General features: G+C 63.1%; 10 protein-coding genes. 6 read left to right on the top strand and 4 right to left on the bottom strand.

From position 1 onward, the window contains the following. Positions 1-98: 98 nt before the first annotated feature. Positions 99-1,739, top strand: a complete 1,641-nt coding sequence (locus PVZ80_RS17660; RefSeq protein ID WP_009049953.1) for an ATP-binding response regulator — start codon at positions 99-101, stop codon at positions 1,737-1,739. A gap of 221 nt (positions 1,740-1,960) precedes the next feature. Here PVZ80_RS17660 and PVZ80_RS17655 read toward each other — a convergent pair whose 3' ends face one another. Further along, positions 1,961-2,851, bottom strand: a complete 891-nt coding sequence (locus PVZ80_RS17655) for a LysR family transcriptional regulator (protein WP_009049952.1) — start codon at positions 2,849-2,851, stop codon at positions 1,961-1,963. 140 nt (positions 2,852-2,991) lie between these two features. Here PVZ80_RS17655 and PVZ80_RS17650 point away from each other — a divergent pair, with 140 nt between their 5' ends. Next, complete coding sequence (locus PVZ80_RS17650) at positions 2,992-4,416, top strand: MFS transporter (RefSeq protein ID WP_273864304.1); 1,425 nt, start codon at positions 2,992-2,994, stop codon at positions 4,414-4,416. A 208-nt stretch (positions 4,417-4,624) separates the two neighbouring features. Here PVZ80_RS17650 and PVZ80_RS17645 read toward each other — a convergent pair whose 3' ends face one another. The 3 genes from PVZ80_RS17645 to PVZ80_RS17635 all read right to left on the bottom strand — a co-directional run bounded on the left by PVZ80_RS17645 (position 4,625) and on the right by PVZ80_RS17635 (position 7,813). Next, complete coding sequence (locus PVZ80_RS17645) at positions 4,625-6,151, bottom strand: phospholipase effector Tle1 domain-containing protein (RefSeq protein ID WP_273864303.1); 1,527 nt, start codon at positions 6,149-6,151, stop codon at positions 4,625-4,627. A 181-nt stretch (positions 6,152-6,332) separates the two neighbouring features. Further along, on the bottom strand, positions 6,333-7,109 hold the full coding sequence (locus PVZ80_RS17640) for a nucleotidyltransferase domain-containing protein (protein ID WP_273864302.1): 777 nt from the start codon (positions 7,107-7,109) through the stop codon (positions 6,333-6,335). A 113-nt stretch (positions 7,110-7,222) separates the two neighbouring features. Beyond that, complete coding sequence (locus PVZ80_RS17635) at positions 7,223-7,813, bottom strand: hypothetical protein (RefSeq protein WP_028682066.1); 591 nt, start codon at positions 7,811-7,813, stop codon at positions 7,223-7,225. A 433-nt stretch (positions 7,814-8,246) separates the two neighbouring features. Here PVZ80_RS17635 and katG point away from each other — a divergent pair, with 433 nt between their 5' ends. The 4 genes from katG (at position 8,247) to PVZ80_RS17615 (ending at position 15,506) form a co-directional block, all read left to right on the top strand. Beyond that, entirely contained in the window at positions 8,247-10,457 is a 2,211-nt protein-coding gene (gene katG, locus PVZ80_RS17630; protein WP_273864301.1) for a catalase/peroxidase HPI, read from the top strand. A 571-nt stretch (positions 10,458-11,028) separates the two neighbouring features. Beyond that, the gene (locus PVZ80_RS17625) at positions 11,029-13,527 is read left to right on the top strand and encodes a type VI secretion system Vgr family protein (RefSeq protein WP_273864300.1); all 2,499 of its coding nucleotides are present in this window, start codon (positions 11,029-11,031) and stop codon (positions 13,525-13,527) included. 76 nt (positions 13,528-13,603) lie between these two features. After that, positions 13,604-14,260 carry a hypothetical protein gene (locus PVZ80_RS17620; protein WP_273864299.1) on the top strand — a complete coding sequence of 219 codons (657 nt, stop codon included), beginning with the start codon at positions 13,604-13,606 and terminating at the stop codon, positions 14,258-14,260. Positions 14,261-14,283: 23 nt separating this feature from the next. Further along, positions 14,284-15,506 (top strand): IS3 family transposase gene (locus PVZ80_RS17615; RefSeq protein WP_202946906.1). Its coding sequence is split into 2 segments (ribosomal slippage): positions 14,284-14,629 and positions 14,629-15,506, totalling 1,224 coding nucleotides; the frame shifts between segments, so codons are not numbered across the junction. Positions 15,507-15,543 lie beyond the last annotated feature (37 nt).

Genomic DNA, 15,543 nt, shown 5'->3' with positions numbered 1-15,543 from the left:
GGGTCGAGCTTTCCTTGAGGCTGCTACTTTAGCAGCGGGTCAGGCAACTGCCCGTGATTCGTGCTGGGTACGACGACTGCCGGACAAGGATGTTCCCCATGAAATTCGAAAAAAACACCGAGCTCGACCAGGCCAACCTGCGCACCATCGTGGGCAGCTGCGCCTTGGCCTATATCAGCGTGTTGGGTTTCCTGCCCGGGCAGCGGCTCGATACCTACCTGCCGATCGTGATCTATATCGTCCTGTTCCTGCTGCTGTCGATTGTCCTGCGCCAGGCCATCGTGCGCTGGCCCGGGCATTATCCGGCGCGGCGGGTGCTGGGCATGGTCTATGACTACACCGGGACTTCGTTCGGCCTGGTGGTCGGCGGGGAAGCGGCGCTGCCGCTGTACGCGGTGATGGTCTGGGTCAACCTGGGCAACGGCATGCGCTTTGGTTCGCGTTACCTGGCGATTGCCACGGTCCTGGCGTTGGTGGCACTGCTGGCCATCTATCGCCTGACGCCGCTGTGGCAGGCGCAACCCTTCATGGTGCTGATGCTGTTGATCACCAGCACGGTGATCCCGATCTACGCCCATATCTTGCTGGAACGCACGCGCAAGGCGTCGGAGGAGGCGATTGCCGCCAACCTGGAAAAGTCGCGTTTTCTCGCCCAGGCCAGCCACGACCTGCGCCAGCCGATCCATTCCATCGGCCTGTTCACCGCCTGCCTGCGCGAGGCGCGCCTGGGCGACGAGGAGCGGCGCCTGGTGGACAACATCGACCGTTCGCTGCTCAACGTCTCGCAGCTGTTCCGCTCGATCCTCGACCTCTACACCCTGGACAACGGACGGGTGCAACCCAGTTACCAGGCCCTGCACCTGGGCGAATTCCTTGCCGACCAGCTGCGGCAGAACGCCGAAGCCGCGCGCTGGGCCGGGGTCGAGATGCGCCTGCGCCCTTGTTCGCACTGGGTCCGGGCAGACCCGGCGCTGCTCGCCACCATGGTCCAGAACGTGCTGTCCAACTGCTTCAAGTACGCGGCGCGGCGACCGGTGCTGATCGGCGTGCGCAAGCGCGGCGCGGGGCTGGCCATCGTCATCTATGACCGGGGCCGGGGGATTGCCGAGGAGCATCTGCCGAACCTGTTCGAGGAGTTCTATCGGGTGCGCGAGCAACGGGACAAGGACGTCGAAGGCGTGGGCCTGGGCCTGTCCATCGTCAAGCGCCTGGGGCAGTTGATGGGGCTCGAGGTGGCGATCCGTTCGCGGCTTGGCCACGGCACCGCGGTGAGCCTGTACGGGTTGCCCCTGGCGCCACCGCAGTTGCAGGCGGCGAGCCTCGACGAGGCGCGTCAGGCGGGGCTGTTGACTGGCTTGAAAGTGTGCCTGGTGGAGGATGATCGCAATGTGCTGCTGGCCACCTCGGCCTTGCTCGAGCGTTGGGGCTGTGTGGTCCAGGCCGAGCTTTCCGGTAAGGACCTGGTCAGCGACTGCGACATCATCGTCGCCGACTATGACCTGGGCAACCACGCCACGGGCATCGAGTGCATCGACAGCCTGCGCCGGCAGCGCGGCTGGGCGGTGCCGGCGTTGATCCTCACCGGGCATGAAGTCGAGAAGATCCAGGCCGCGTTGCACGACCGCAATATCGCCATCCTGTCCAAGCCGGTGCGGCCGGCCGAACTGCGCGGCAGCTTGCGGGCGTTGCGCCAGCAGTCTGCGTCGGCATCGGTGGCGGGGGTCATGCCCGAGGCGTGATGGCGCGGCTCAGCGAGCCCCGGCCGCGTCCCTTGCCAGGACAAGGGCGCGGCCGCAGGCGCAGGGCTTATCGCTTGCAGAGGCAGTCTTGGGTCGCGGTGGTTTGCAGGTCAGCCGGCGTTGCTGCTTGCCAATGCCGATGTTCGGCCCAGGGCGACCAACTGAATGGTGCTGATCAACAAGTACTTCAGCGCCCAAGTGATGGCGTTTGCCGAATTGCTTCACTCCCCACACACCTCCCGCACACAGTCGCGCAGCCAGCGATGCGCCGGGTCGCTGTTCATTCGCGGGTGCCAGAGCATGGACACGGTGATTTCCGGCGTGGCTACCGGCAGGGCGAAGCTGTGCAGGCCGCTACGCAGGTTGTGGGTGTGGCGTTCGGGGACGGCGGCGATCAGGTCCGAGGCGCGGACCAGCGCCAGGGCGGCGGAGAAACCGCCAACGACGGTGGCGATATCACGCGCCAGGCCCACCGCCTGCAATGCGTCGTCCACCAGCCCGCGACCTGGGCCCTGGCGCGATACCAGCACATGCTCGCCGGCAGCGTAACGGGCGGCGCTGATCGGCCCGCGGCTCAGCGGATGGCCGTTGCGCACCACGCCGATAAAACGATCGCGGAACAGCGCGCGGGTGTGGATTTCCGGGCTGGCGTTGGCGTCTACCACGCCGGTGTCGAGGTCGACCGTGCCGTCGCGCAGGGCTGTGCTGTCCTTGCTGGTTTTCTGCAGGAAATGCAGGCGCACCCCAGGGGCTTCGGCGCGCAGGCGAGCGACCAGGGCCGGGCCGAAGTTTTCGACGAAACCGTCGCTGCTGCGCAGGGTGAAGGTGTGTACCAGGCGCTGCAGGTCGAGCCGTTCGACGGGGCGCAGCATGGCTTCGGCGTCCTGAACCAGGTGGCCGACCCGCTCGCGCAACTCCAGGGCACGCGGTGTCGGCACCAGGCCGCGGCCGGCGCGTACCAGCAGCGGGTCGCCGGTGGTTTCGCGCAGGCGCGCCAGGGCCCGGCTCATCGCCGACGGGCTCAGCCGCAGGCGTTGGGCGGCGCGCGCCACGCTGCCTTCGGCGAGCAGCACGTCAAGGGTGATCAGCAGATTGAGATCGGGTGTGGACATGGCGGCGGCCCCGTCTGGCGTAGAAGTGAGATGGCGTCAGATGCACGAATAACCTGCAAAGGCTGCGCCTTCCGCCATGTTAGACCGCGGGCTAGATTGGCGACAGCGCCGTTTCGCGCGGGTCAGAGAGGGAGTGCAACGTGAAGCCAGTCAATGCCGGAGCAGAACCGGAAGCGGTATCAGTCGGCTGGGCGCTGGCCAGCCTGTCGCTGTCGATGTTGCTGGCGTCGCTGGGCACCAGCATCGCCAACGTCGGCTTGCCGACCCTGGTGCAGGCGTTCGGGGCGAGCTTCCAGCAGGTGCAGTGGGTGGTCCTGGCCTACCTGCTGGCGATGACCGCGCTGATTGTCAGCGTCGGCCGGCTCGGCGATCTGTTGGGACGGCGGCGCCTGCTGCTGGTCGGGATCCTGCTGTTCACCCTTGCCTCCATACTCTGTGCCGTCGCCCCGACGCTGGGGATGCTGATCGGCGCCCGGGCGCTGCAGGGTGTCGGCGCGGCGATCATGATGGCGCTGACCCTGGCCCTGGTCGGCGAGACGGTCAGCAAGGCCCGCACCGGCAGCGCCATGGGCCTGCTGGGCACGATGTCGGCGATCGGCACCGCCCTCGGCCCGTCCCTGGGCGGGGTGTTGATCGCCGGGTTCGGCTGGCAGGCGCTGTTCCTGGTCTGCGTACCGTTGGGCGGGCTGACTTGGGTGCTGGCTTATCGGTGTCTGCCGGCCGCTGGTCAGGCGCGGACCCTTGAACGAGGCGCTTTCGACCCCCTGGGCACCTTGCTGCTGGCTCTCACGCTGCTGGCCTACGGGCTGGCCATGACCCTGGGCCGCGGCCATTTCGGCCTGCTCAACGCTGGGCTGCTGGTGATGGCGTTGGTGGCGGCTGGCCTGTTTGTCTGGGTGGAGGCGCGGGTGGCCGCGCCGCTGATACGCCTGGTGCAGTTTCGCGACGCGGCCTTGAGCGGCAGCCTGGCCATGAGTGCGCTGGTCTCGACGGTGATGATGGCGACGCTGGTGGTCGGGCCTTTTTACCTGGCCCACGGGCTCGGGTTGGAAACCTTTGCGGTGGGCCTGGCGATGTCGCTTGGCCCCTGTGTCACCGCGCTGAGTGGCGTGCCGGCCGGGCGCATCGCCGATCGTTTTGGCGTGCGGCCGATGATCCTCGCCGGCCTCGGCGCCATGATCCTTGGTTGTTTGATGCTGGCGTTGCTACCCGTGAACCTGGGCATTGGTGGCTACCTGGGGCCCATCGTTGTCATCACCCTGGGGTATGCGACGTTTCAGACTGCCAACAACACTGCGGTGATGAGTGAGGTGGGCGGGGAGCAGCGCGGAGTGATCTCCGGCCTGCTCAACCTGTCGCGCAACCTCGGGCTGATCACCGGTGCCTCGCTGATGGGCGCGGTGTTCGCCGCGGTGGCCGGCGACCTCAGCACGGCAAGCGCCGAGGCCGTCGCCAGTGGCATGGGCTTCACCTTCGCCCTGGCCGCGGGGCTGCTGGTCATGGCGCTGTCTATTGCGCTGGCCAGCCAGCTGCGTGGAGGGCGGACGGTGGATTCGACGGCTTAGCCAGGAGGCAGCATCAGTAAAAGCCTGACCACCGCAAACATCTTCTGTAGGAGCGAGGCTTGCCCGCGAAGACGGACTCCGGTTCGACGCAAGAGGTGGGTTGCATGTAATGGCCCTATCGCGGGCAAGCCTCGCTCCTACAGAGGCGAGGCGGGGAGAGGCCCGCGATTGCGCGGGACTATCGCGGGCTGTTCCTGGTCCGGCGGTTTTATTGGGCGCTCTCGACGTTCACCGCGTCGTTGTTGGCGCCTTTCCTGACGGTGCCGTTGGTGGTTGGGCAATTGGGCTTGTAGGTGCCGACAATGGTGTAGTTGCGCTCCAGATTGTCGTTCTGGCAGCGTTCGCGGCGGGCGTAACCCAGATTGATCGGGTCGTAGCGAGACTCGGGTTTTGGTTCGCGCTGAGGATGAGGCACTGGCAAATCGTGTTTATCCATTCTCAGGAATACGCTGGCATGGACCTTGTCCCGTTCCACCGGCTTGCGACGAATCAGCCCGGCTTTCTTGTAGGCGATATGGGGCAAACCTGTGGCATCGTGGAATTCATCGTGCAGCGGCCCGCCGATGCACTCGGCTGGCCAACTGCTGTTATTGGCGAAGATGCCGGCGTCACTGACGTTGGCCAACATCCAGCGCAGCGGGATGGTTTCCAGCCCCTGGCCGCCCTTGGCATAAGGGCTTTCACCGCACTTGGCGCTATCCGGGGCATTGAGGTAACCACCGCCCACATCGGCATGCACGCCGGCAAACCATACCTCTTCCAATACCTGTGATTTCGTTTGCGGCAGGCCGAAACGCAGCAGGCGGAACGAGGCCCTTTGTTCATCCAGGGACATGGCGTGGTAGCCGCGCTCGGCATACAGCTCCAGGCGGTGTTCGTCGGGTTCTTCCTTCAGGTTGGTGCCTACCGCCGGTACGGTGTCGAACACACCAATGACTTTGACCACGACTTTGTTCTCGTCTTTTTTAGCCGGGTCGTCTCCGTAGACCCGGATGCCGTTGGCGTCTTGGTAGCTCTTCAGGCGCTTGCGCAGCGTGTCATCGAAGCCGGGTACCCCATCGTTGCGCGACTTGTAGATGTCGTACATGTCTTCGACCACATCGTGCATATGGCCGGTCCAGCCCCACAGGGAGCTGTTGTCCCGGGCATCGGCCTTCAGGTTGCTGGGCAGGCCGGCGACTTCGATAAACCCGTTCAGCGAGCGTGCGGTGAAGGCGCCGCGGCTGAACCCGAAGATATAGATATCGTCGCCGGGCCGGTAAGCCTCGATCAGAAAGCGGTAGGCCTGACGGATATTCAGGCTCACACCGGTACCGAACAGTGCGCCGAAGGGCGAGGTGAAGCGGGTCCTTACGCCCTTGTCATAATAGGGAATGACCCTGGCCCCATCCTTGGCCTGCTCGAGCGCCAGGTTGTACATGCGCCAGATATTGGTGTTGTCCTCCTTGGTGTTTTCCGTGCCGTCGAGCAGCACCACGAGTTTTCTGGGCTTGTTGTCGCTGTACAGGCAATCGAGGAGTTTCCAGCGCTCGCGGACTTTGAAGTAGCCGTCTTGAATACCTTCGGTGTTGAAAGCATCCGCGCATTTTTGTGCCGGTGCCTGTGGTGGGGTCGTTCGGGCTTTGCTCAGCAACTGGGTGTCGAGGAGTTGTGTGGTTTGCAGTTTCAGCGTGCTGTTGTGTGGGGTGGAACAGGCTGCCAGGAGGGCGAGGCTCAACAGAAGGGCTATGCGCATATCGAAGGTCTCCATGACCGGATACGGATGGCGTGGCAATGCAGCCGATCGAGGCCGATGAGCGCGCTCCGCTGGCTGCTCAAGTGAACCTAGCTGAAGGTAATCAAAATGCCATCAGTGGGTCGGGATCAGGTTCCCCAGAGCGACGCCAGCGCCCTGCTTGGGGCGGGCGGGCCAGGGATCAACCCGCGCTTTCCCCCACCAGCAACGCACTGTAGGCTCGCAGCCGCTGCACGAACTCACTCACCGAACCCTGGGGCACATAGGCCTGCTTGAGGAAGAACGCGGCGTACTCGGCCATCCCCGGTTCGGCTGCCGACAGCAGCTGCGCATGCTCCTCCAGGGTGGTCGGCCAGCCGCGTTCCAGCTCGCCGCGCAGCAGGTTGGCCGAGCGTAGCGCCTTGCGCGCCGCGGCCCGTTGCAGGCGTTGTTGCTGTAAAGGTTCGCGGCTTTGTTCCAGCTGCTGCGCGTAGCCTTCCAGCACCTGGGGGAAGTCGCCATTGAGCGCCAGGGCGATGGTCCGGCTCGGGCGAAAGGGTTCGAAGCGCAGCCCCAGGTCATTGCCCCAGATGCAGCGGCACTGATGCTTGAGCCAGAAACCCCAGCGGTAGCGATTGTCGGGCGCCAGCACCTCGCTGAGCACGCCGATGTCGAAATCGATCTTCGACACCTTCGGGTGCCGCGCCTCCAGCGCTTGCCGAGTCTCCTCCAGCCGCTGGCGTTCCTCGGGGCTCGGCGCCCAGGCCAGCACCAGGGTCACATCCAGGTCGGAAGTGCCCGGCCGCGCATCGCCACGGGCCACGCTGCCGTACAGGTACAGGCCGTCGAGCAGCGCCGGAAAACGCCGCGAGAGCATTGCGCACAGCTCATCCACCAGAGGGCTGAACGCCGGTTGCAACGGCTGGTCGGGCAGGGACTGGATAAAACCTTCGGCGTCGACGCCTGGGTACTGCGACATGGTGATCTCGATGGGAGGATGGCGATGAAAGCAGCCCGGCCAGGCGGGCGGTTGGCAGACAGTCTGGCTGACTTCACGAATCGCGCAAGCCGGCGCGGTTCAGCGCCACGCCGTCACGGGTCGAGGCTCGCCAGATCGTTACCCAGTGGCGCCGGCGACTCGCCGCTGATGGCGCACAGCAGGGCGCTGATGGTTTGCCCCTCGACCGTGCCGCGTTCTTGCAGCAGGTCCGCCAGTGCGCCGACCGCCGGCCAGTAGCGATGCACCAGGCAACTGGCGCGGGCCATGGCCCGGGATTCGGCGTCGAGCAGCTTGCGTGGCGGCAATAGGCTGATCAACTCGTGACCGCGGCTCAGGTCGCCGCGGCCGCTGCCTTTTATCAGCTTGTCGGATCGACCGTGGCGGTAGATCGCTTCGGCCACCGGGCCGGCAAAGCAATGCAGCAGGTCGCGCTCGATGGACTCGACCATCGACGGCAGGTATTCGGCGATCCCCGGGGCATCGAAGGCGGGGCGTGGGACCAGGTAATCGGCCTCCACCAACCCCTCTACATAGCGCGGGTTACCGCGCAGATCGAGCATCGGACCAGCGGCAGCTTCGGCCCTGGTACGCACGCTGACACGGGCGATCGGCTGACCGTTCCACCAAAAGGCCAGGGCGTGGCCGGCTTCGTGGATGGCCGTGCAACGCGGGCGCTGGTTCATGGTCTTCTCCCGTGCTGGGCAGGCTTGGGGCGTGACGAAAACGCGCCAGGCACCGGAAAGCAGGCGACCCCGCAGGCGTTGTCCCTATCATTGGCTTCAACTGCGCAGGCCGGGTAAAAGCTTGTTCCTATCAACAAGCAATAGTCCGGCTATTAGCGATCCGCCACAGAGGGTCTAGCCTTAATTCAGCGCTGGCATGAGCCGGCCGGATGAGACCTGATCAAGAGATAACGAAGAACGAGTCAGAAGCGTACCGGGCTTACCGTGGGCCACCGTCCTGGCAACTTGCTTGCCGCTCTCCAGCAGCCTGTGGCCACAACCGTCAGTTGAGCGAACTGTGAGCCCTGCAACCTATGTCATTGCTTTCGCCTGTCGCTATTCAGCGCCCGCCCGGGCCGGATAGCTGGATGAATACGACCAAAGGTAGCTCCTCATGGCAAACGAATCGAAATGCCCGTTCAACCACGCCGCTGGCGGTGGTGTAACCAACCGCGACTGGTGGCCGAACCAACTGAACCTGAAGATCCTGCACCAGCACTCGTCCCTGTCCGACCCCATGGGCGAGGACTTCAACTACGCCGAAGCCTTCAAAAGCCTGGACTTCCAGGCCCTGAAACAAGACCTGCATGCGCTGATGACCGACTCCCAGGACTGGTGGCCCGCCGACTTCGGCCACTATGGGCCGCTGTTCATCCGCATGGCCTGGCACAGCGCCGGCACCTACCGCACCGGTGACGGGCGTGGCGGCGCCGGTTCCGGCCAGCAGCGTTTCGCACCGCTCAACAGCTGGCCGGACAACGTCAGCCTGGACAAGGCGCGCCGCCTGCTGTGGCCGATCAAGCAGAAGTACGGCCGCAACATCTCCTGGGCCGACCTGATCGTGCTCACCGGTAACGTCGCGCTGGAATCCATGGGCTTCAAGACCTTCGGTTTTTCCGGTGGTCGCCCGGACGCCTGGGAGCCGGATGAAGATGTCTACTGGGGCGCCGAAAGCACCTGGCTGGGGGGCGACACCCGCTATGGCAAGGGGCCGGGAGCCCCCGCCGCCGAGCCGGGGCGCAACCTGGAGAACCCGCTGGCCGCGGTGCAGATGGGCCTGATCTATGTGAACCCGGAAGGCCCCGAGGGCAACCCGGACCCGGTCGCGGCGGCGGTGGACATCCGCGAAACCTTCGCCCGCATGGCGATGAACGATGAAGAAACTGTCGCCCTGATCGCCGGCGGCCATGCCTTCGGCAAGACCCACGGTGCCGGGCCCGCCAGCAATGTCGGCCCTGAGCCCGAAGCCGCTGGCCTGGAGCTGCAGGGCCTGGGCTGGAAAAGCACCTTCGGCACCGGCAAGGGCGCGGACGCCATCACCAGCGGCCTGGAAGTGACCTGGACCACCACGCCTACCCGCTGGAGCAACAACTACCTGGAAAACCTGTTCGGCTTCGAGTGGGAACTGACCAAGAGTCCGGCGGGAGCGCACCAGTGGACGCCAAAAAACGGCGCCGGCGCCGGCACCATCCCGGATGCCCACGACCCGTCCAAGCGGCGCAGCCCGACCATGCTGACCACCGACCTGTCGCTGCGCTTCGACCCGGTCTACGAAAAGATCTCGCGGCGCTTCCTGGCCAACCCGGACCAGTTGGCCGATGCCTTCGCCCGCGCCTGGTACAAGCTGATCCACCGCGACATGGGCCCGCTCTCGCGCTACCTGGGCCCGGAAATGCCCAACGAGGAACTGCTGTGGCAAGACCCGGTCCCGGCAGTCGACCACCCCCTGGTCAACCACGGCGATGTCGCCACCCTCAAGAGCAAGCTGCTGGCCTCGGGCCTGTCGGTGTCCCAACTGGTGTCCACCGCCTGGGCGGCGGCCTCCAGTTTCCGTGGCTCCGACAAACGCGGCGGCGCCAATGGCGGGCGCCTGCGCCTGGCCCCGCAGAAGGACTGGCCAGCCAACCAGCCAACGCAACTGGCGACGGTGCTGCAAACCCTGGAAGACATTCAGCGCGACTTCAACAGCGCACAAACCGGCGGCAAGAAAATCTCCCTGGCCGACCTGATCGTGCTGGCCGGCAGCGCCGGCATCGAACTGGCGGCGAAAAATGCCGGGCTCAATATCAGCGTGCCGTTCACCCCGGGCCGCACGGATGCGAGCCAGGAACAGACGGACGTCCAGTCCTTCGCTCACCTCGAACCCATCGCCGATGGTTTCCGTAACTACCTCAAGGGCCACTACCGCGTACCCGCCGAGGCCCTGCTGGTGGACAAGGCGCAACTGCTGACCCTCACCGCACCGGAAATGACCGCGCTGATCGGCGGCCTGCGCGTGCTCGACATCAACGTCGGCCACACCCCCCACGGCGTCTTCACCCTGCGCCCGGGCGCGCTGACCAACGACTTCTTCGTCAACCTGCTGGACATGGGTGTGGAATGGAAACCGCTGTCCGACGCCCAGCAAGAGTTCGAAGCCCGCGACCGCAAGACCGGCCAAGTCAAATGGACCGGCACCCGCGTCGACCTGGTCTTCGGCTCCAACGCCCAACTACGGGCATTGGCCGAGGTCTATGCCAGCGCGGATGCGCAGGAGCAGTTTGTGAAGGACTTTGTTGCGGCTTGGGTCAAGGTGATGAATTTGGATAGGTTTGATTTGAGGTGAGGGGGAGGGCGTCTTTTGGGCCTGGAAATAGGGCTCTCGACCTGACGATTCAGGTTGGGGGCCACAGACCAGGGAGCCGCGTTATAACCCTTGTTTTGAACGTTCTTAACGCCTCCCAGTGTGGAGGCGTTTTTCTGTTCGCGGGGTGGCGATTGCCTGGGCATTTTGGACAGTACAGGGGATATCCGCTTCTTATAGGCGTCGACAACCTGACCACTCAAGTGCATTTGATGTGATCCGGATCAGGCTTTTCTTACCGTAGTTTTGGATAATTCCTATCCCTATCCTTTCGTCTCTTTGGGTATGGTGGCAAGCCTGATCTGGACGCCTCATTGGATGTCCACACGTCAGCAAACCAGGCTTCGAGAACATGCAGGTGGTGCGAGCGCAGAGTTGATCCTCGCGCACTTTTGCAAATAGGCTACTGCCCTGACGAGTTGCCCGGGCAGGCCAATACGGCTGGATCATTGAGTCATCTCCAGATCCGATTCAGCTATCAGTCCAGGTATCACAAGGTGTGGTTGAGGCTTGGCATCTGGATGCCTCAATACGTTGACCAAGGATGAGTCATATGCGTCAAAGGGATTTGAGATTCACCTTCTCCGTGCTGTCCGGCCGGATGGAGTTCGAGGTCGTAGCGTTCACCCTGGAAGAAGCCATTAGCGAGCCTTATCGGCTGACGCTCGAACTGGCCAGTGATAACCCCAGCATCGATTTTGCCCAGGTCCTCGATCAGCCGGCGTTGCTGACTATCTGGCAAGGCTCCACGGCTGTCCGCCATGTCCACGGTTTGGTCTCCAGCTTCACCCAGGGCAAAACCGGCTTTCGGCGTACCCGCTACCGCGTGGTGGTCGAGCCGCAGCTTGCCCGGCTTGGCCTGAGTTCCAATTGGCGCATTTTCCAGCAGAAAAGCGTGCCCGAAATACTCAAGTCGGTGTTGGCCGAGCATGGGATCCTGGACTATCAGCAGAACACCCATACCGAGCACCTGCCTCGCGAATACTGTACCCAGGCGGGGGACACCGACCTTTACTGGTTCGACCGGCTTTCCACGGAAGAAGGCTTGTTCTACTACTTCAAATCCGACGCGACTTCTCACAGGCTGATCCAGAGCGACAAGCTCTACGTTCAGGAACGCATCCAGGGTGAGCCGGTGCTGTACAGCACGCAGCCGGCTGGAGACGCCGAACGGCCTGTGCTGTACGCGTTCAGCTACACGGAAAACGTCCGCACGGCCGAACAGACCCAGCGTGACTACACCTTCAAGCGTCCCGCGTTCAACCAGCAACAGCGCCTGGTCGGCGAGGACCTGGAACACCAGGCCCCACACTATGAACGCTACGACTATCCAGGACGCTACAAGGCCAGCGCAGCAGGTAAGCCCTTCACTGAAAACCGCCTGCGCGGTCACCGTCGAGATGCCCAGGTCGCAATGGTCGAAGGTGACGATCCGCGCCTGATTCCAGGCCTTTCCTTCCAACTGACCGGCCACCCCAGGGGAGACTTCAACCGCTGGTGGCGGTCAGTCCGAATCACCCATAGAGGCGTGCAGCACGCCAGCCAGCAAGAAGAGTCCGCCGACGCTGAAATGGGCGTGAGCTACGACTTCACCGCCGAGATCATTCCCGAACAGATGGAGTGGCGCCCGGTACCTCTGCCCAGGCCCCGTATCGATGGGCCGCAGATCGCCAGCGTGGTGGGTCCGGAAGGCGAGGAGATCCACACCGACGAGTTTGGCCGGGTAAAGGTTCAGTTCCCCTGGGACCGGGAGGGCAAGGACAACGAGTTCAGCTCCTGCTGGATCCGGGTCTCGCAGAACTGGGCCGGTGCTGACTGGGGCCATATGGCGATCCCGCGAATTGGCCAGGAAGTCATAGTCGACTACCTCGATGGCGACTGTGACCAACCGATCATCACGGGCCGCACTTACCGTGCGAGCAACATGCCACCGTACCAACTGCCGAATCACAAGATCCTCAGCACCATCAAGAGCAAGGAATACAAAGGCAGCCGCGCCAACGAACTGCGCATCGACGACACCGCCAAAGAGATCAGTGCCGCGCTGATGAGCGATCACGGCAGTACCGCACTGCACCTGGGGTATCTGACCCACCCACGCCCCGACGGTGGTGCGCCACGGGGTGAAGGCTTCGAGTTGCGTACCGACGAGCATGGTGCGTTGCGCGCGGCCAAGGGGCTGTTGCTCAGCACTGAAGAGCAGTTGAATGCCAATGGTGGGCATCTGAACCGGGCGGTTGCTGTTCAGGTATTGGAGGCGGCTCTGCAGCTGGCCAAGGACTTGGGTGACTATGCTGCGGACCATGAGGGCGTTGGTCATGATACCGAGCCTCAGAAAACCCTCAGCGAAGCTGTTCGTGACCTTGGGCATGGAGCCAACGACGAAGCGGACAAGGCCAATGGTGGTAAACCAGCCATTGCTCTGAGTGGCCAAGCTGGGATCGCGGCGGTGTCTCCCAACAGTGTCACATTGGCGGCTGGTGAACATATCGACAGCGTGGCCCAGCAGAACCAACAGTTGACCTCGGGGCAGAAGTTTGTAGTCAACGCCGGCACGGATTTGGGGCTGTTCGCCCAGAGCGGCGAGATACGACACATCACCCACCAAGGACTGATGCTGTTGCAGGCCCAGAAGAACAACATTCGTCTGGAGGCGGATCAGAGCGTGGAGGTCAGTGCGAGCAACCAACATGTACTGATGTCCGCTAAGGAACATATCACGCTGATGTGTGGTGGCGCCTACCTCACACTCAAAGGGGGCAACATCGAACTGGGCATGCCGGGTAACTTTATCGTCAAGGCGGCCAAGCACAGCCTCGTTGGACCGGCACACGCATCCACCACCTTCAATACCTGGTCCCAGACGCCTTTTAATGAGCGTGTTCGCGTGGTGCGCAATGGCAAGCCGCTACCCAATTATCGTTATGCGCTCACGCGTAGTGATGGCGCTAGGTTAGAAGGCATCACTGATGGTGACGGTTGGGCTGAAATGCAGCAGAGCCTCACGACAGAAGGTTATGAGTTCCACCTGCTTGGCCCTGGTGAGACATGAGCCTCATGCAAATCCGGATTTTCGAAAAAAGCCCGAGTCATGAGTGAATACAGTGAAATAAGGCAGGGAGAGCCGAATGAGTGAGCCAACAAGGCCAGTGCCTACCCAGATTGGGCCAGATGGAAACGTGACTGCTCGTGTGACCATGAGCCCTACAGCCAACAATGTTCGTGCTGAAGTTCACGCGCCTCCCGATCACGCTATTCCGATCATTTTTGTACCCGGAATCATGGGCAGCCCTTTATTGGCGACGGGGGCTAACGCTCGCATCATGGGCAACGACAATCGATGGGCGTGGTTTCCCGACGATATCAAGGGCTGGATGGTTGGGGTCACGAAATGGAAAAGCTATACCAGTTTGTCGCCAATAGAGCGTAAGCAACTGCTTGACCCACAGCTGACTCGTGCACTGTCAGACCCTCAGGATGCTGACCTCAAGATGGTGCGGAAATTCGTCAGCATGATTCCACCAGAAGAGGCAAGGAATCGTGGCTGGGGGTCAGTATCGTTGGACTCCTATGGAAGCATCCTCGACTTTCTTGAGGTCCATCTACGCTACATTCTGACCTCTGAGGGCAAGCCATTCCCGGGTATCGTTGCAGATACAGTTTCGACTTGGGGGGAGCTCAAGGGTTACAGCCCACTAAAAGTGGAAGGGCTGAAAGTCGCGGCAGAGTTTCGCTACCTGAACGAGCCCCTTGAAACACAGGACACCGTTTCCCCCTTACCATAAGGGATAGGCAAACGACTGTGTTTATGACTACCAGCAAAGACAAAAGCATCGAAGTGCTCGGCCAGGAGCGGCGTCGCCGTTGGAGCGTCGAGGAGAAATTAACCATGGTGCGCGAGAGCCTGGAGCCTGGGCAAAGCGTCTCGGTGGTGGCCCGGCGCAACGGCATCAATCCCAACCAACTGTTCCACTGGCGCAAGCTCTACCAGGACGGCAGCCTTTCGGCAGTCAGTGCCGGTGAAGCGGTGGTGCCTGCTTCCGAGCTGGCCGATGCCCTCAAGCAGATCCGCGAACTGCAACGGATGCTGGGCAAGAAGACCATGGAGGCTGAAATCCTCAAGGAAGCGGTGGAGATCGCCCGCTCGCGAAAATGGATTGCGCACTCACCCTTGTTGCCGGGGGACGACCAGTGAAAGCGGTCAGTGAGAGTCTCGGTGTGGCGCGCTCGCAATTGACGGCTCGGCTCAAACAGCCCACTCCGGGGGCGCAGCCGCGTCGTCGCCGGACGCTCAACGATGCGGCCCTGGTCGAGCGGATCAAGCAGGCCGTCGGCGCATTGCCCAGCTATGGCTATCGCCGGGTCTGGGGCCTTTTGCGTCGACAGCATGAGCAGCAGGCCCAGCCACCGATCAACGTGAAGCGGGTATACCGCGTCATGCGAGACCACGACCTGTTGCTGGAGCGCCGGCGCAAGCAGCCGGGGGTGGCGCGGCGTCATGAAGGTCGCGTCGCGGTGGACACGAGCAACACCCGCTGGTGTTCGGATGGCTTCGAGTTTCGCTGCGAGGACGGCGAAAAACTGCGTGTAACCTTCGCTCTGGATTGCTGCGACCGTGAGGCCATCAGTTGGGTGGCCAGCCCAAATGGCTACAGTGGCGACGATGTTCGAGATGTGATGCTGGAAGCTATCGAGCAACGCTTTGGTGACCAGCTACCGACATCGCCGGTGCAATGGCTGAGCGATAACGGCTCGGCCTATACCGCTGAACAGACCCGGGGCTTTGCCCGGCAGATCGGCCTGCTGCCCCTGACAACTCCGGTGTGCAGCCCGCAGAGCAACGGCATGGCGGAGAGCTTCGTGAAGACTATGAAGCGTGACTACATCCGTCACATGCCCAAGCCCGATCGAGCGACGGCCCTGCGTAACCTGGCCATCGCCTTCGAGCATTACAACGAGGAACATCCGCACAGCGCACTGAACTACCGCTCACCTCGGGAGTTCAGGCGCCTGGCTGAGGCATCAACTTAACGGGGTGCCGGTGTCCGGTTTGATAGGGGCAAGTCCA

It is taken from the genome of Pseudomonas sp. B3G-3 (assembly GCF_028640915.1).
In the GTDB taxonomy this organism is placed as follows: Bacteria; Pseudomonadota; Gammaproteobacteria; order Pseudomonadales; family Pseudomonadaceae; genus Aquipseudomonas; species Aquipseudomonas chlororaphis_I.
The sequence above is the reverse complement of the archived record's forward strand: the minus strand, read 5'-3'. Positions and strand labels throughout refer to the sequence as shown.